Origin of the sequence: Inquilinus sp. Marseille-Q2685 (genome assembly GCF_916619195.1) — a bacterium.
Taxonomy (GTDB): Bacteria; Pseudomonadota; Alphaproteobacteria; order DSM-16000; family Inquilinaceae; genus Inquilinus.
Genome location: NZ_CAKAKL010000004.1, coordinates 234603 through 250000, shown reverse-complemented (window position 1 = coordinate 250000; position 15398 = coordinate 234603). Strand labels below are relative to the sequence as shown.

The window sequence follows — 15398 nt, the reverse complement described above, 5'->3', positions numbered from 1 at the left end:
CATAGTGCAGTTGGTTCGCGAGAGCCTTGATTTGAAGGAACTCGCGGGGAGTTACCGCAGCGATGTGGGGCAGCCGCCGTTCGATCCTGGGATGATGACGGCGCTGTTGCTGCATGGCTATGCCAGCGGCCTGTACTCGTCACGGCGTCTGGCGCGGGCCTGCGTTGAGCGGGTCGACTTCATGATGATCGTGGCAGGTGATGCGCCGGACTTCCGCACGATTGCCGACTTCCGGCGACGTCACCTGAAGGCGCTGAGCGGGCTGTTCGTGCAGGTGCTGCAGCTGGCGCAGAAGGCAGGCTTGGTGAAGCTGGGTCACGTGGCGCTGGACGGCACCAAGATCAAGGCAAACGCCTCCAAGCACAAGGCGATGAGCTACGAGCGACTGAAGCAGCGGGAAGAGACGCTTGCAGCGGAGGTCGAGCGCTGGCTGAAGGCGGCGGAGACGGCGGATCGGGCCGAGGACAAGCAGTACGGCGAGCGCCGGGGCGATGAGCTGCCGGCCTGGGTGGCCGACCAGCAGAAGTTCCTGGCGAAGATCCGGCAGGCCAAGGCGGAGCTGGAGGCGGAAGCCAAGGCTGCCGCCGAAGCGGAGAAGCGTCGCCGTCAGAAGGTGGACGAGGAGCGCCAAGCGGCGGGCCGCACGAAGACCGGCCGTGAGCCTGCGCCGCCCAGCGAGGAGCCCTCGCCCAAGGCGCAGCGCAACTTCACCGATCCGCAAAGTCGCATCCTCAAGACCAAGGACGGCTACATCCAGGGCTACAATGCCCAGGCTGCCGTCGATGGCGAGGCGCAGATTATCGTCGCGCACGGCTTGGTGGCCGGCATGAGCGATCAGGATCAGCTGGTCGGGCTGGTCGACGCCATCAAGGCCAACCTTGGCCGGCGGCCGAAGGAGGTCTCAGCCGACGCCGGTTACTGTAGCGAAGCCAATCTGGCGGCGCTGCGAAAGCGCCGCATCAGTGCCTACATCGCCATCGGGCGAGCCAAGCATCCCGGCCAAGACAAGCGAAACCTCACCGGCCGGCTCACCAAGGCCATGCGCCACAAGCTCAGACGAGCCGGACGGCGAAGTCGCTACAGGCTCCGAAAGCAAATCGTCGAGCCGGTGTTCGGACAGATCAAGCAAGCACGAGGGTTCAGGCAGTTCCTGCTGCGTGGGATCGACAAAGTCCGCCACGAATGGGCGCTGATCTGCACCGCCCACAACCTCACCAAGCTCGCCAGGGCCGCATGACAGGCCTATCCAACCTCACCAATTGCCTCGCCCAACATATCTGGACAGGCTCCTAGTCTGTGTTCGAAGTTGCGCTTTGACTGCATCCTCGGACAGGGAAGCTCTCATTGGATCAGCTTGCTTGGGCGCCCGCAGCGAACTGCCGGCGCAACGCACACGCGGGGGGAACTGCTCCTTGCGTTTCGAATCGGCTCTCTTCCGAAATTTGAGACATGAGTTATCGTTCTCCCATATTTTTAGGCTTCCTAACGAGCTTCGTGAGGTATCGAATGGACTCCCGGGGACTTGAGGTGTTCATCTGCGCAGTGCGCACGGGCAGTCTCTCCGCCGCAGCCCGGCACCTCAAATTGACAGCTATGTCCGCCACCAGGCGCTTGGCGGCACTGGAGGAAGAGTTGGGGGTACGCCTACTCCACCGAACATCTCGATCGCTGGCACTCACGCCCGAGGGCGAGGCATTTCTCCCGTTCGCGTCCGAGATGCTCGACACGCAGGAAGCTGCGCTGGCGACGCTCAGTCCCAGAGAAGGCGGCGCGACGGGACTGCTACGGGTCACGGCACCCTCGACCCTCGGTCGCAAGAGGATCATGCCAATTATTCCTGAACTGCTGGCGGAAAATCCGCGACTCCGGGTCGACCTCGACCTGAACGACGCCATGGTCGATATTGTCGCCTCCGGTGTGGACGTTGCGATCAGAATTGCGCCACTCAAGGACTCCGGTTTGATCGCCCGACGACTCGTGGACAATCCCAAACATATCTATGCCTCCCCCGCGTACTTGGAGCAGCACGGAACACCTCGCACCATCGAAGATCTTGCAGGCCATGAATGCCTGACGTGGACCAACTTCACCCACTGGCAGTTCATCATCGACGGCAAAGAGCAGTCGGTACCGGTGGGCGGCCGTTTCTCGTCAAGCAGCGTCGACGGATTCCTGTCGGCTTGCGTCTCAGGCTTTGGATTGGCGCAACTCTCCGCCTGGGATGCCCAGGACGAGGTAGCGAATGGAAGGCTGGTCCCTGTTCCGATCGAGGACGCATCACCGCGCGACCTCGCTATTTGGGCGGTCTTCCCTTCGCGGCAGCAAGTCCTTCCCAAGCTCCGCGTTTTTCTGGACAGGTTTCAGAAAAGCTTGGCCTGAACTGCTAATCCAACTTGCTTGTGGGGGAACCGGCGTCAACTAAAATAACGATTTACGTTACTAAGCTTCACATGAAATGGATATGGTAACGAAAATAGGAGCGATTTACATCCTCGCCATAGAAAACCAGCAGAGGTTCACATGGCACAGGACAATCTTTTTATTCGGCTCCAGCTCGGTGCGCTCACCCTCAAGCACCGTGTGGTTATGGCCCCGCTTACCCGCATGCGCGCCAAGCAGCCGGGCGACGTTCCGCATGAACTCAACGCCGAGTACTACGGACAGCGCGCCAGCGACGGCGGGCTCCAGATCAGCGAAGCGACCGACATCACGCCTCAGGCACACGGTTATCCATGGGTGCCGGGGATCTACTCGGAAGAACAGATAGCCGGTTGGCGACTCGCGACGAATGCCGTGCATGCGAAAGGCGGCTTCTTCTTCAATCAGATCTGGCATGTCGGCCGCGTTTCGCATTCCACGATGCAGCCCAGGGGATCACTCCCGGTCGCGCCGTCGGCGATCGCAGTCGCCGGCGATCACATGGACGCACAGGGTAATGCGGTTCCATTCGAGACGCCACGTGCTCTCGAGACCGAAGAGATTGCTGCGATCATTGGCGATTTCGTCCAGGCCGCCCGTAACTCACGCAGCGCTGGCTTCGATGGCGTCGAGATCCACGGCGCGAATGGCTATCTGCTGGACCAGTTCCTGCACGATGGCAGCAACCAACGTACCGATGAATATGGCGGATCGATTGAGAATCGCGCTCGCCTGCTTCTCGAAGTCGTCGATGCTGTCGCAGCGGAGATCGGTACGGGTCGCGTCGGCGTTCGGCTGTCGCCCTGGAGCGGCATCCTGGACATGAAAGACTCTACCGGTCTCGCGCTCTGGGATCATGTGATCAGCGAGCTTGGAACGCGGAACGTCGCCTACCTTCATCTGATCGAACCCCGCGCCGACTTTACCAACGACGAGAAGCCGCTCGACATGGACGCGCCTGATGTCGCGTCATTGTTCAAGAAGGCATTCGGCGGTCCGATCATCTCTGCCGGCGGATTTCTGCCGGAAACTGCGGCAGCGGCCGTAGCCTCCGGAAAATCCGATGCCATCGCTTTCGGCCGCCCGTTCATCGCAAACCCAGACTTGCCGGAACGTATCCGCAGAGGCGCTCCACTGAACAAGCACAACCGGGCCACCTTCTATGGTGGGGGAGCCGAAGGATACACTGATTATCCGTTCCTCGTTGCCGCGCAGGCTGCCTGAATAAACGGGGGGCCGGTCAAGCCCGGTCTCCCTCCATCATTGGAGATATCTCTATGGCTTACAAGAGCACCAATCCCGCGAACGGCGAGACCGTCGCGGAGTTTTCCAACCACTCTGATGACGAGATCGAGAACGCCCTTGCTGAGGCAGACGCGGTCTACAGGTCGGACTGGTCGCGAGGACCGATCGAACGGCGGCTTGCCGTTCTGTCACGACTGGCAGATCTGGTCGCTAACAGGGCGGAGGAGCTGGCGAAAGTTGCCGTTCGGGAGATGGGCAAGCGCATTTCCGAGGCGCGTTGGGAAGTCGAGGAGACCGCCAGGATCTCACGCCACTTTGCCGACAATGCCGCGAGGATGCTTGCCCCAGAGAAGATTGACACTGACCAGGGAGATGCCTGGATCGAGTTCCATCCGATCGGCGTCGTAGTTGCCATCGAACCTTGGAATTTCCCTTACTACCAACTGATGCGTGTGGCCGCTCCTGCAATTGCTGCGGGCAATCCCGTTCTGGTCAAGCCAGCGGGAATAGTGCCGCAATGCGCGAGGCTATTCGAAGAGCTAATACTCGAGGCAGGTGCTCCCAAGGGCGTCTGGGCTACGGTGTTTGCGGGTAAGGACCAGGTGACCAAGCTGCTGCAAGACGACCGCGTCCAGGGCGTCACGCTGACTGGTTCGGAACAGGCGGGGAGTATCGTCGCCGCTGAGGCCGGCCGCAATCTCAAGAAGTCGGTGCTCGAGCTGGGTGGTTCGGACATCTTTGCCGTGCTGGACGATGCCGATCTCGATCGCGCAGCCGATATCGGCGCAGCTGCCCGGCTGACGGTCGCTGGACAGGTTTGCACCGCGGCGAAGCGCTTTCTCGTTCACGAGAAGGTGGCGGACAGCTTCATCGAGAAGCTCACGCAAAGATTTCGGGCGATGCGCGTGGGTGATCCCATGGACGAGAGCGTCAATCTCGGCCCACTCTCCTCAATGGCTGCGCGCGACAACCTCGCAGAGCAGGTTCGCAATGCGGTCGCGGCGGGCGCCCGCGTCCTCCACGGAGGCAAGCCCATACAAGGCGACGGTGCCTACTTCGAGCCGACGATCCTGGCCGGCGTCACGAGAGCCAACCCGGCCTATTTCGAGGAGTTCTTCGGGCCGGTTGCACAAATCCACATCGTCCGCGACGACGACGCGCTGGTCGAGCTTGCGAATGACTCACCCTACGGCTTGGGCGGTTCCATCTTTTCAGCTGACATTGCCAGGGCCAAGGCGCTCGCATCGCGAATCGAGGCCGGCATGGTCTGGATCAATGCGATGACCGGCGGGGGCCCGGAACTGCCGTTTGGGGGAGTAAAACGGTCCGGCTACGGCCGCGAGCTGGCCGAGAGCGGTATCAAGGAACTAGTCAATCAGAAGCTGGTGGTGGTGGCGCCCACTAGGGAGGCCGCGTGACCCATCCATCCGAGCGAGAGGTAGGAACGGTTCCGACCTCTAGCTTTCATCGTGCACTAGGTGGCCTCTCTGATTGAGGTGCGAAGTGCTGAACTAGGGCTCTGCGAATGTCCCGCCTGAGACCGACGGTCCATTCCCGTCGCATCCTACCCGTGCGCCGTGATGCGGCGCATCGGTCTCCGGAAGACCTCCAGTGCGCGCAAGGAGCCAAAGCGATGCTATCATCGCCAGCAACTAAGCAACTCCCGCCCTGCTCATGTCGGCCTCGCCTGACGGCATACCATGAGGGATTCATATGGGGCGCAATCGCTGCGCTGATCTGGGGCGGTTTCTTCGCATATTCGCGCCTCGGTATTGATGCAGGTTTCAACGCGGCTGACCTCGCCTTCCTGCGCTACGGCACAGCCGGCGCACTGATGCTGCCTTGGCTATTGCGCAGCGACATCAGATCGCTCGGCGGCGTCGGCTGGTTGCGGGGAGCCTCGCTCGCGCTGCTCGCGGGCCCCCTGTTTGTTCTGGTCAGCACTGCCGGCTTTGCCTTTGCGCCCCTGGCACACGGTGCAGTGATCCAGCTTGGCACCGTGACGCTGATGGGCACCGTCCTCGCCAGTGCCTTTCTTGATGAACGGGTCGATATCATGCGCGCCATCGGACTTTCGGTGATCGTCGCCGGTCTTGCCATAACAGTTGGCCCAGGTTTGTTCGATGGCGGCTCGCAGGCCTGGAAGGGAGACCTGCTTTTCGTCGGCGCCGGCCTTATGTGGGCGCTGTTCGCCCTGCTGCAGCATCGCTGGTTAGTCGACCCCATGGCAACCACCGCCGCGATCTCGGTCCTCTCGCTCTTGGCCTATGTCCCTGGCTACCTTCTCATTCGCGGTCCGCAGGCGCTGATTGCCGCCGGTCCGCTAATGGTGATTGAGTTTGCCATCGTGCTGGGCGTATTCTCGGGTATTGTCTCGTTATTTGCTTTCGGCCGAGCGGTGAGCTGTCTCGGCGCGGCTCGCGCCTCGCTTTTTCCTGCTCTTGCGCCGGGTGTCGCAATTCTCCTTGGCGTGCCGCTGGCGGGCGAGATCCCGACGCTGACGCAGTTGGGAGGCGTGCTCGTCCTGACTTCCGGACTGATTCTATCGATCAGACAGCGCAGCGCCCGACTAATACCGACGGCGGAACCTGTTTCGTGTGAGGCGGGAGATCCTGCGGAATACGGTGACGAAGGGGAGGGCACCGGGCACGAGCACGGGCATCTTGGCCACCGTAGCCTCGAACCGATACGCTGCATCGACGCCGAAGCCGAACACCAATCCGGGTTCAGTGCTGGCGCGACGAGCGAGCGAGTTCGCGCGCGAGGTCGACAAAAACTTTGAACGCTGCAGGCGGATTGCGCCGGCTTGGGTAATAGAGGCACAGGGGCGAAAGCGGAGGCGTCCATTGCTCGAGAATGTGCACAAGCCGGCCCGAGTCGATCTCGTCGCGAACGTCTGATTCCATGAAGAAACCGATGCCCACCGATTCAAGTACGGCAATGCGCGCCAGACTTGCTTCGTCCAGGGTGATCGGACCGTCGACATCGACCTGCACGGGCTGCCCTTCGGCCTCGAACTGCCAGCGAAAGATCGCGCCGTTGGGTAGCCGCGTGCGAATGCAGGCATGCGCGAGAAGGTCGGACGGGACACGCGGCCGATCACGGTCCACGAAATACGAAGGTGCGGCAACCACGGCGTATCGCCTTGCGGAACCGAGCGGGATCGCGATCATGTCCGTGGGTACGAGATGTTTACTGCGCACGCCGAAATCGAACCCTTCCGCCACGATGTCGACGAGATTCCCTTCCGTCACAAGATCGACGTGAACCTCTGGAAAGCGTCTCAGGAACTCGATCACCAGTGGCGCGATGATCTCGCGCCCAGCCGTCGCAAAGGTGTTGATGCGCAGCGTGCCGGTCGGCGTCTCTTGCTGCGAGCGCACGGTATCGAGCGCCTGATAGATATCCTTCAGGGCGGGCGTCATCTGGTCGACGAATTTGCGCCCCGCGGCGGTCAGCGAAACGCTGCGCGTCGTGCGGTTGAAAAGTCGCACGCCCAACTGCCCCTCCAACTTCGCGATCGCATTGCTGAGCGCGCTCGTCGACATCCCGAGATCGAGTGCAGCGGCGCGAAAGGAGCCCCTGCGGCTTATCGCGAGGACTGAATCGAAATCGGTGAGATTGTAGTTCCGCATTATCCCGAAATCCGCAATTCTGCGCCCAGCCTTATCCCACTTATGCGAACGCCGGCAAAGTCCTAAATCAAGACCGGATGGGCGCCGCTGAGAATGCGGGGCCAACTGGAGACACAACATGACCATCGAACTACCTGGCGCAATCGAAGCCTATTTTTCCGCTGACAAGAAGGGCAATGCGCAGGCAATTTCCGAATGCTTCACCGCGGACGCGGTCGTCGTCGATGAAGGCAATACCTATACCGGTCGGGAAGCGATCCGGCGGTGGATGGCGAATGCCTCCAAGCAATATACCTATACCGCCGAGCCCTTTGCGCTCTCGGAAGAAGGCGGACGAACTATCGTCACCAGCCACCTCGTCGGGAATTTTCCCGGAAGTCCCGTGGACCTGCGATATTTTTTCGTCCTTCAGGGTGACAAGATCGCCGAACTGGAGATCGCCCCATGATCCCGTTCGTGACCCTGGAGGGCAAACGGGCCCTCATCACCTCCGGCACGCGCGGCGCGGGTGCTGCCACCTTGATCCTGTTCGAGCAACTCGGAGCGCGGGTGCTGACCACGGCCCGTTCCAGGCCGTCGGAGATGCCGGAAGCGCAGTTCGTGGCGGCCGATCTCACCGATCCCGAAGGCTGCACCAGAGTGGCCGCTGCCGTGCGCGAGCGACTCGGCGGCGTGGACATTATCGTTCACATGCTGGGCGGATCGTCGGCGCCTGGCGGTGGCTATGAGGCGCTATCCGATCAGCAGTGGAGACAGGAACTCGACCTGAACCTCATGCCCGCGATCCGTCTAGATCGCGAGCTGGTTCCCGCCATGGAAGCGCAGGGGTCCGGAGTCGTGATCCACGTGACCTCCATCCAGCGACAGCTGCCTTTGCCCGAGGCGACCACTGCCTACGCCGCCGCGAAAGCGGCCTTATCGACCTACAGCAAGAGCCTTTCGAAACAGGTCTCACCCATGGGCGTGCGCGTCGTGCGGGTCTCGCCCGGCTGGATCGAGACCGAGTCGTCGGTCGATCTGGCAAGGCGTCTGGCGGCAGAGCATGGCGTCGACGTCGAACAAGGAAAACAGATGATCATGGACTCGCTTGGCGGAATACCCATCGGCCGACCATCGAAGCCCGAAGAGGTAGCGAGCCTCATTGCCTTCCTCGCGTCAGACCGAGCCGGCACCATTACCGGCACCGAATATGTGATCGACGGCGGCACGGTGCCCACGGCCTGAGGCGGGATGGTAGTCCTGGGCCACGCCGGCTACGCCAGGCCCATACAGGCCGAGGGAGGGGTCAGGGCACTGCTCAGCAAGCGCGCGGCGGGCAGCAAAGCTCGCCGGCGTTAATCGGACAACGGGGGTTGTAGTTGAGGGCTTGGCTGATGTTACCGGCTTTCAGGCGAAACCTGCCCTGCGGCTTGGTCGGTCACGTCGGCGACGGCCCTCGGCTGGGCCATGAAGAGCGGGCTGGCAACCGGCGTTGGCTTGAGCCATGCGCCTGGTCGTCAGCCCGCTTGGTTCGCTCAGCTGCGAAAGAAGGCGAGGAGATCGGGATTGATGATCTCCGGATGGGTCTGGGCCATGCCGTGGGGCAGGCCCTCATAGGCCTTCAGCGTGCCGTTCCTGAGCAGGTCGACCGCCTTCGGAGCATGGTTGGCGAACGGCACGATCTGATCGTCGGTCCCGTGCATCACCAATACCGGCAGGTCGATCACCCTCAGGTCCTCCGTGAAATCGGTTTCCGAGAAGGCGGTAATGCAGTCGTACTGCGCCTTGGCACCGCCGGCGAGACCTTGGCGAGACCAGTTGTCGATCAAGCCCTGGCTGACCTTCGCACCTTCGCGGTTGAAGCCGAAGAACGGCCCGCTTGCGATGCCGCGGTAGAACTCCGGGCGGTTGGCGATGAGCTGGGCGCGGAAATCGTCGAACACCTCGACCGGCACGCCCTCGGGGTGCGCATCCGACTTCACCATGACCGGCGGTACGGCGCCTATCAGAACGGCTTTCGCAGCTCGGCCCGGCTCGGCGCGAGCCACATAGCGGGCAACTTCGCCGCCGCCGGTCGAATGGCCGACATGGATTGCGTCCTTGACGTCGAGCGCGGCCACAAGTTCTGCGACATCGGCGGAATAGGTATCCATTTCATTGCCGGTGTCGGTCTGGGTCGAGCGCCCATGGCCGCGCCGGTCGTGGGCGATGACGCGATAGCCGTGGCCGAGAAAGTAGAGCATCTGGCTGTCCCAGTCGTCGCTCGAAAGGGGCCAGCCATGGTGGAACACCATCGGCTGCGCGTCCTTGCTGCCCCAGTCCTTGTAGAAGATTTCGGTGCCGTCCTTGGTGATGATCGTCGCCATGATAAGTCTCCTTGGTTCAAGCGGCAGAAGCGCCGCTGCTGAGTGATTTTTCTAGCTGCCGCAGGGCAGCGGCACGCTTGGTGGAAGTGACACAATAGGGGTCCAAACCGACATGCGGACGGGCCGGGCTCAGCCAGTGGCTGCGCCCGGCCCGCCTGCTCAATTGGCGCCGGCGGCGTTGGACGCGTCAGCTTGCTCGCGACTCTCACGTGCCGCGCGGTCGATCACCTCGGACACCGCCTGCGCCTGGGTCATGAACAGCGCGTGGCTTCCGGGCACCTCGGTGATGTCGGCGTTCATGCGCCGCGCCATGTGCAGCAGCATACCCTCACCAAAGGCTTTGTCTTCGCGGGCGATCACAGCCCAGCTGGGCTTACTCCGCCAAGCGGCTTCGCTGATCGGGGTGGCGAAAACCGACATATTGATCGGCACCTGCGAATCCCTCAGAAATGCGGCATCGCTGTCGCTCGCGTCGGCCGCGAAGGCAGCCTTGAACTTTTCCGGGTTCACGAAGCCGAAGCCATCGTCTTGCGTGTCGATTACGAACTCGGTGGCAGGGGGGAACCCCTCGTACTGCTTGGCGGTCGTCTCACCCGTATCGGGTGCGAGCGCCGAGACGTAGACGAGGCCCGCCACTTTCGGGTGGTTGCCGGCCTCGGTGATCACTGTGCCGCCCCAGCTGTGCCCAACCAGGATGATGCGCCCGGGCTGGCGCTCGATCACCCGGTTGGTGGCATCGACATCGTCCTTGAGCGAGGTCAGCGGGTTCTGCACGATAGCCACTCGATAGCCCTTGGCGGTCAGCCGGTTGTAAACGCCGCGCCACCCCGACCCATCGGCAAAGGCGCCATGAACCAGCACTACGCTGGTCGTGTCTTCGGCCACTGTGGCAGACTGGGCATTGGCAGTGCCGGTTATGGCTAGGGCTGCCGCGGCTCCGAGCGCCACGTTACGATACTTGCTTCTCATGATAGTCTCCTTCTTCGTCGATCCGGCGAAAGTGCCGCGATGAAAGGAAGCTACCGGAATGGCGGCTTCAGCACGCTTGGGGAAAGCGACAGAATGCGGGACAAGACTGACAAGGATGCATCCAGCCGGATCGTCGCGGAGGTCGCGCTGGTGATCTATCCCGAATGCCAGCTATCGGCGGTCTACGGGCTTACCGACCTTTTCCGCCTTGCTGTCACGGCAGCGCAGATAGCGGGCGAGCGCGAGCCGCCGGTCATCCGCGTCACCCACTGGCAAGAGACAGACGATGGCGTCGCCTGCATCTATGACAGCCATCCCGGCGAGCCGCACCGCGTCACCTACATCATTACTCCGCCCAGTCTGGTCATGCCGAACGACCTGCCCTCGATGCGCGTGCTGGCCGACTGGATGATGGACCATCACGGAAAGGGTGCGATTTTATGCTCGGTCTGTGCCGGGGCGTTCGTCCTCGCGGAAACCGGGCTGTTCGAAGGGCGAGAGGTCACCACGCACTGGGCGTTCGCCGACGCCCTGAGTTCACGTTTTCCGGAAGTGAACGTGAATGCCGACCGCATCATAGTGGACGACGGCGACATCATCACCGCGGGCGGCATCCTCGCCTGGACGGACCTCGGCCTGACGCTAGTCGAGCGGCTGCTCGGCGCCAGCGCGATGCTACATACCGCGCGCTTTTTGCTCATCGATCCGCCACGGCAGACACAGCGGCCCTATAGCAGCTTCGCCCCGAAGCTCGATCATGGCGACTCGGCGATTCGCTCGGTACAGCACTGGCTTCAGACCCATGCGACGGCGGAATGGTCGGTGACGACCCTTGCCGATCGCGCTGGACTGGAAGAGCGCACCTTCCTGCGCCGTTTCAAAGCCGCGACCGGTCTCCGTCCGACCGAATATGTGCAGCAGATCCGCATCGCGAAAGCGCGCGAGGCGCTGGAGTTAACCCGCCGGCCGATCGAACAGATCGCTTGGGAAATCGGCTATGGCGACCCGTCCGCCTTCCGCAAGCTGTTTAACCGGATCACGGGGCTTCCTCCGGCAGAATATCGGCGGCGCTTCGGCGTTGCGCTGCACCCCCGGAACGATCTGGAGGTTCAGGCCTGACGAGCCTATTTAAAGTCGCTTACGTTTAGCATCTTTGATATTTCAAATATCGATGGGACTGTTAAATAGCGCCACACTGCCATGATGGCGCTGTGATCGATTCCAACCCAGATCAGCGCCTAGGCAAGTGGGGGCGGGCATTCTGCTACCAGGGCTATCTTGCGATCCTCACTGAGGGAACGATCCTTTGCCTGCGGCCACCTGAAATTTTCCGTCGGCCGTGCCCCCAACTGTTGTTGGATCTGTTTCCTACGCTGCTGTGCGAAATATTTCTGCAAGGAGCGCTGTGTCCATCTGGAGCAGCAGGGGAAGCGGAGAGAGCGGTCGCAAGTAAAGATGTTTGCAGGCCCCCGCAACCAGATAGCCAGACGCCCCGTTCTCCGGACGGGGCGTCTGGCTATCTGACTGTGGGGATCGGTGAATGATCCTGTCGGTTCGGCCTGCAGGCTCGCAACGCGAGCCGGAAGGCAACGCCGAAGGCGGTCAATCCTGTCCCCGCAACCACCTCTTTATAACTCCATCCAGATCGACATCTGAGACACAGCCCCGCCCCAAAAGGCGGGGCTCTCCGCGTTCTGCCAAGCTTGCAAGGGGAAGGCTAAAACCGGGCCCGAGCGCCGAGGCCAGGGCGCGAGTAGCGCACGTCGCACGCTCTACCGCACCTTCGTCCTCATCCACACCCTCGACTATTCCACCAGGTTTCCTGGTTCCGGCTACAAACGGACAGCGCAGCCCCATCCCGCCATCCTGCTCCTCAGGCATCATCCGCGAGGCGCTTGCATCTCGCGCAGCGTCTTCGGGCTGCGGACATGTTCCTGCTCGATATCGGTGGAGGAGATGCCAAGCCTGCCGCAGAAGCGCTCGCTGAGCTTCGCGAAAACGGCAACGGTTGCGCCGCTGAGTTCCTGCGCGGTCAAACCCGTGCGCGCGTATGTCTGCATGGCGAGAATCTTGAGCATCGAAAACATATGGGCTGCATGGCTTTTTCCTGGCGCCCGGCGCAGACGCAGACCTGCACCGACCAATGAGGATGATTCCAGAATGAGGATGTATGTTGTTCGTGCTCCGATCCGAGAGATATAGAATAGGTGCTTAGAGTGTGATTGTTTAAATATCGGAAGATTAAGGTGATTCTCTGTAGCGTAGATTGCGAATATTGGTTGCGCTTAAATAATATCAGCCTCGGAAAGGAAATTTTGGCTCTTCAGAGTGTTTCTGTGCGGCCGGGTGCGGATTGGGAGTATTGATGACATTCTCGGGGTCGTCTTTCGGAATCACAGATTCATCTCTGGAACGCCACCTTATTGGGTCAGCGCCGCTCGCCAAAGGCCTTGATGCTGTCAACCGACAAGCGCCACATCGCATCTCAAAGTTCGACTGGCAGTTCTTGGTAAGCGGCGTCTGGAGACCACCAATCACTCGCGAGCGGCGTGGCTGGGTCGATAACGATGCAGAGAGCCTCGCGCCGGATAGGGCTCGGTGGTACGGGTTCGCGGATTCAACGGTGAACTCGATTCGGAACCAATGGCCAGGTCGCGCGGGATCGATATCACAGGTGCCTTCGCCAGATCGGCCGCCTTCCTCTCCGAACTGGGGATCATCATTGACCTTGATCCCGCCGTCAAGGGCTTCCTCAGGAACGTCGCCATCGATGGCGGCAGGCTCGTCGTCGCGTCATATGACGATGACGTGTCAAGCGAGCTCCTGCACGAGGCAGGCCATCTCGCGGTCATCCCGAGCGTCTTCCGAAGCGAGGCTTCGGGCGATCTGTCGAACCTCGGTCCCCTCATGGACGATTGGCTCGCAGCGCACCCGACGGCGCTCGAGCTCAACGAAGATCCGATCGCACGCGGCATCCTTCAATGCGGCGAGTGCGAGGCCGTCGCTTGGAGCTACGCGGCTGCCCATGCGATTGGGATCGACACTCGGATCCCGTTCCGTCGTGGTTTCGACGGAGCTGGCTTGACCCAGCACGATCAAGTCGCTACCGCGCTTCCAGGCGAGGACACCGTTTCCTGCGATGAAGCGTTGGCTCCAGGTTTGATGCGGGCTGCTCCGCCGTATCGACATTCGGAGCCGCAGCGGCGACTTGGCGGGATCAGCCCTGGTTTTGCCGATGATGCTCGGCTGTGAGGCGTTCGGCTTCGCTGAGGGCGAGAGCTTTGGATTGGAACGGCCCGATGTCGTGCTCCTCGGTGTCGGGCAGCCAGGCCGGCAGGAACCACCAGCCACCCGGCCGATTGTAGCTCTTGCTGCTCCTGACCGAGCCGATGCGCTCGGCGAAGAACCAGGCCGGATCAATCCCGTTCTGGCGCCATGTCGCGGTCTGCGTGTTCATCGTCGTTACCTTCCGCTGGCATCTGCGCTCGCCCAGTCCCGGCACTCCGCGTTGGGGATATAGGCCCAGGGCAGGAGCTCGTCGAGCCGGCTCTGGGGATGTCCGTTGACGATGCGGCTGATGATGTCGGCGATCCGATGCAGCGTGCCGGAGCAGCACGGGCAGACCGGATGCTCCACGTCGACCACGGTCTCGATCCGCGGCAGGTGGGCCGGCAGCGCACCGCGATTGATCCGGCGCCGAACGGCACGTGCTTTACGCTCGGCCGGCACCGCCTGCTCGCTCTCGGCGTGCCCCGCCGCCTCGACCTGCTCCGCTTCCTCCAGCCCGAGTTGGAGTTGCTCCGCGGGCAGGCTCTCGGCCCGGCGCCCGAACCGATGGCGCTGCAGTTCCTTGATGATCTGGCGCAGCCGTTCGCTCTCCGCCCGTTCGGCGAGCAGCATCGCCTTGAGCATGTCCGGATCGTCGGGGAGGGCGGCGGCGGTCGTCACGAGACCGATGGAATCACGCTTTGCATCCGGTTTGAAGGGGCAGAGCGACGGTCTCGTTCAGCTCGCTGCCGCCGGCGCAACGAGCCGCCGCGGCTCGTGCACCCGCCGCCAGTCCAAACCCTCGAGCAGCGCCTGAAGCTGGGCCGCGCTGAGCCGCATCACCCCGTCCTGCAGTCGGGGCCAGCGGAACTCGCCATCCTCCAGCCGCTTGGCGACGAGCACCACGCCGGTGCCATCCCAGAAGATCAGCTTCACCCTGTCCGCCCGCTTCGCCCGGAACACGTAGACCACGCCGGAGAACGGGTCGGTGTGCATCGTCTCACGCGCCAGCGCCGCCAGCCCTTCGGCTCCCTTGCGGAAGTCGACCGGCTTCGTCGCGACCATGACCCGGACGGTGCCGGAGGGCCCGATCACGCGCCCGCCTTGAGCGCCTGGATCACCGCCGCGATCGCCCGCGGGTTCGCATCCGCTCCCACCCGCACCTCGACCCCGCCGATCTCGAACTCGATCCCGTTCGCCTGCGACCGGCGGCGAGCCCGGCGCCTCGGGGCGGGTGCCGTGGACGGCTCCGGCTGTGTCGTCTCCAACACCGCCGGCACGAACATCGTCGGCAGGTCCTCCACCGGCTGCCGCGCCTGGCGACGCCAGGTGAACAGCTGCTGTGGCGTCAGACCGTGCTGGCGAGCGACGGCACAGACCGACGCGCCCTCGCCATAGCTCTCGGCGACGATCGCCGCCTTCTCCTCCGGCGACCAGGTCCGACGCCTGCCCGCACCCGTGAAGATCTCCACCCGCCGGACCGGCTCCGGCATATGCTTAAGCTCTGAAATCGACATGT

At 62.5% G+C, this 15398-nt stretch carries 16 protein-coding genes and 1 pseudogene (1 of these 17 only partly in view); 9 read left to right on the top strand and 8 right to left on the bottom strand.

Annotation, left to right across the window (positions count from 1 at the left end):
• From LG391_RS21245 to LG391_RS21225, 5 genes are all read left to right on the top strand, one after another.
• On the top strand, positions 1–1237 hold the 3' portion of the coding sequence (locus LG391_RS21245) for an IS1182 family transposase (protein ID WP_225770042.1). Its footprint begins 95 nt before the window's first position; the window shows 1237 of its 1332 coding nt (coding positions 96–1332); its start codon lies beyond the left edge, outside the window; its stop codon occupies positions 1235–1237.
• Positions 1238–1506: 269 nt separating this feature from the next.
• A complete protein-coding gene (locus LG391_RS21240; RefSeq protein ID WP_225770041.1) occupies positions 1507–2379 on the top strand; it encodes a LysR family transcriptional regulator in 873 nt (290 codons plus the stop codon).
• A 141-nt stretch (positions 2380–2520) separates the two neighbouring features.
• Positions 2521–3642 carry an alkene reductase gene (locus LG391_RS21235; RefSeq protein WP_225770040.1) on the top strand — a complete coding sequence of 374 codons (1122 nt, stop codon included), beginning with the start codon at positions 2521–2523 and terminating at the stop codon, positions 3640–3642.
• A 53-nt stretch (positions 3643–3695) separates the two neighbouring features.
• Positions 3696–5081 carry an NAD-dependent succinate-semialdehyde dehydrogenase gene (locus LG391_RS21230; protein WP_225770039.1) on the top strand — a complete coding sequence of 462 codons (1386 nt, stop codon included), beginning with the start codon at positions 3696–3698 and terminating at the stop codon, positions 5079–5081.
• 215 nt (positions 5082–5296) lie between these two features.
• Positions 5297–6445 carry a DMT family transporter gene (locus LG391_RS21225; RefSeq protein WP_225770038.1) on the top strand — a complete coding sequence of 383 codons (1149 nt, stop codon included), beginning with the start codon at positions 5297–5299 and terminating at the stop codon, positions 6443–6445.
• Here the strand turns inward: LG391_RS21225 and LG391_RS21220 are convergent.
• Positions 6390–7298: a LysR family transcriptional regulator gene (locus LG391_RS21220; RefSeq protein WP_225770037.1), complete on the bottom strand. Its 909-nt coding sequence runs from the start codon at positions 7296–7298 to the stop codon at positions 6390–6392. The genes LG391_RS21225 and LG391_RS21220 overlap by 56 nt on opposite strands.
• A gap of 118 nt (positions 7299–7416) precedes the next feature.
• Between LG391_RS21220 and LG391_RS21215 the strand changes: the two genes are divergently transcribed.
• Both LG391_RS21215 and LG391_RS21210 read left to right on the top strand, forming a co-directional pair.
• Positions 7417–7746, top strand: a complete 330-nt coding sequence (locus LG391_RS21215; protein ID WP_225770036.1) for a nuclear transport factor 2 family protein — start codon at positions 7417–7419, stop codon at positions 7744–7746.
• A complete protein-coding gene (locus tag LG391_RS21210) occupies positions 7743–8522 on the top strand; it encodes an SDR family oxidoreductase (RefSeq protein ID WP_225770035.1) in 780 nt (259 codons plus the stop codon). The genes LG391_RS21215 and LG391_RS21210 overlap by 4 nt, the downstream gene beginning before the upstream one ends.
• A 290-nt stretch (positions 8523–8812) precedes the next feature.
• Here the strand turns inward: LG391_RS21210 and LG391_RS21205 are convergent, their stop codons facing one another.
• Both LG391_RS21205 and LG391_RS21200 read right to left on the bottom strand, forming a co-directional pair.
• On the bottom strand, positions 8813–9643 hold the full coding sequence (locus LG391_RS21205; protein WP_225770034.1) for an alpha/beta fold hydrolase: 831 nt from the start codon (positions 9641–9643) through the stop codon (positions 8813–8815).
• A gap of 159 nt (positions 9644–9802) precedes the next feature.
• Positions 9803–10612: an alpha/beta fold hydrolase gene (locus LG391_RS21200; RefSeq protein WP_225770033.1), complete on the bottom strand. Its 810-nt coding sequence runs from the start codon at positions 10610–10612 to the stop codon at positions 9803–9805.
• A gap of 39 nt (positions 10613–10651) precedes the next feature.
• On the opposite strand from LG391_RS21200, the gene LG391_RS21195 reads away from it, so the two are divergent.
• Complete coding sequence (locus tag LG391_RS21195; RefSeq protein WP_225770032.1) at positions 10652–11731, top strand: GlxA family transcriptional regulator; 1080 nt, start codon at positions 10652–10654, stop codon at positions 11729–11731.
• Between the two features lie 761 nt (positions 11732–12492).
• Here the strand turns inward: LG391_RS21195 and LG391_RS21190 are convergent.
• Positions 12493–12690 carry a hypothetical protein gene (locus tag LG391_RS21190; protein ID WP_225770031.1) on the bottom strand — a complete coding sequence of 66 codons (198 nt, stop codon included), beginning with the start codon at positions 12688–12690 and terminating at the stop codon, positions 12493–12495.
• Positions 12691–13210: 520 nt separating this feature from the next.
• Between LG391_RS21190 and LG391_RS21185 the strand changes: the two genes are divergently transcribed.
• Positions 13211–13864: a hypothetical protein gene (locus LG391_RS21185; protein WP_225770030.1), complete on the top strand. Its 654-nt coding sequence runs from the start codon at positions 13211–13213 to the stop codon at positions 13862–13864.
• Here the strand turns inward: LG391_RS21185 and LG391_RS21180 are convergent.
• From LG391_RS21180 to LG391_RS21165, 4 genes and pseudogenes are all read right to left on the bottom strand, one after another.
• A complete protein-coding gene (locus tag LG391_RS21180; protein WP_225770029.1) occupies positions 13830–14069 on the bottom strand; it encodes a hypothetical protein in 240 nt (79 codons plus the stop codon). The two genes, LG391_RS21185 and LG391_RS21180, sit on opposite strands and share 35 nt — an antisense overlap.
• Before the next feature lie 116 nt (positions 14070–14185).
• Positions 14186–14524: pseudogene (locus LG391_RS21175) on the bottom strand (IS66 family transposase); the annotation flags it as partial.
• A 93-nt stretch (positions 14525–14617) separates the two neighbouring features.
• On the bottom strand, positions 14618–14974 hold the full coding sequence (gene tnpB / locus LG391_RS21170) for an IS66 family insertion sequence element accessory protein TnpB (RefSeq protein ID WP_225770028.1): 357 nt from the start codon (positions 14972–14974) through the stop codon (positions 14618–14620).
• A complete protein-coding gene (locus LG391_RS21165; RefSeq protein WP_225770027.1) occupies positions 14971–15372 on the bottom strand; it encodes a transposase in 402 nt (133 codons plus the stop codon). Before LG391_RS21165 ends, tnpB begins: the two co-directional genes overlap by 4 nt.
• Between the last annotated feature and the right edge of the window lie 26 nt (positions 15373–15398).

Excerpts from the sequence above, each read along its gene's own strand:
- LG391_RS21220 (WP_225770037.1), bottom strand. The coding sequence starts at position 7,298 with ATGCGGAACTACAATCTCACCGATTTCGATTCAGTCCTCGCGATAAGC.
- LG391_RS21225 (WP_225770038.1), top strand. The coding sequence starts at position 5,297 with ATGCTATCATCGCCAGCAACTAAGCAACTCCCGCCCTGCTCATGTCGG.
- LG391_RS21200 (WP_225770033.1), bottom strand. The coding sequence starts at position 10,612 with ATGAGAAGCAAGTATCGTAACGTGGCGCTCGGAGCCGCGGCAGCCCTA.
- LG391_RS21210 (WP_225770035.1), top strand. The coding sequence starts at position 7,743 with ATGATCCCGTTCGTGACCCTGGAGGGCAAACGGGCCCTCATCACCTCC.
- LG391_RS21190 (WP_225770031.1), bottom strand. The coding sequence starts at position 12,690 with ATGCTCAAGATTCTCGCCATGCAGACATACGCGCGCACGGGTTTGACC.
- LG391_RS21235 (WP_225770040.1), top strand. The coding sequence starts at position 2,521 with ATGGCACAGGACAATCTTTTTATTCGGCTCCAGCTCGGTGCGCTCACC.
- LG391_RS21215 (WP_225770036.1), top strand. The coding sequence starts at position 7,417 with ATGACCATCGAACTACCTGGCGCAATCGAAGCCTATTTTTCCGCTGAC.
- LG391_RS21230 (WP_225770039.1), top strand. The coding sequence starts at position 3,696 with ATGGCTTACAAGAGCACCAATCCCGCGAACGGCGAGACCGTCGCGGAG.
- LG391_RS21180 (WP_225770029.1), bottom strand. The coding sequence starts at position 14,069 with ATGAACACGCAGACCGCGACATGGCGCCAGAACGGGATTGATCCGGCC.
- LG391_RS21240 (WP_225770041.1), top strand. The coding sequence starts at position 1,507 with ATGGACTCCCGGGGACTTGAGGTGTTCATCTGCGCAGTGCGCACGGGC.
- LG391_RS21205 (WP_225770034.1), bottom strand. The coding sequence starts at position 9,643 with ATGGCGACGATCATCACCAAGGACGGCACCGAAATCTTCTACAAGGAC.
- LG391_RS21165 (WP_225770027.1), bottom strand. The coding sequence starts at position 15,372 with ATGCCGGAGCCGGTCCGGCGGGTGGAGATCTTCACGGGTGCGGGCAGG.
- LG391_RS21195 (WP_225770032.1), top strand. The coding sequence starts at position 10,652 with ATGAAAGGAAGCTACCGGAATGGCGGCTTCAGCACGCTTGGGGAAAGC.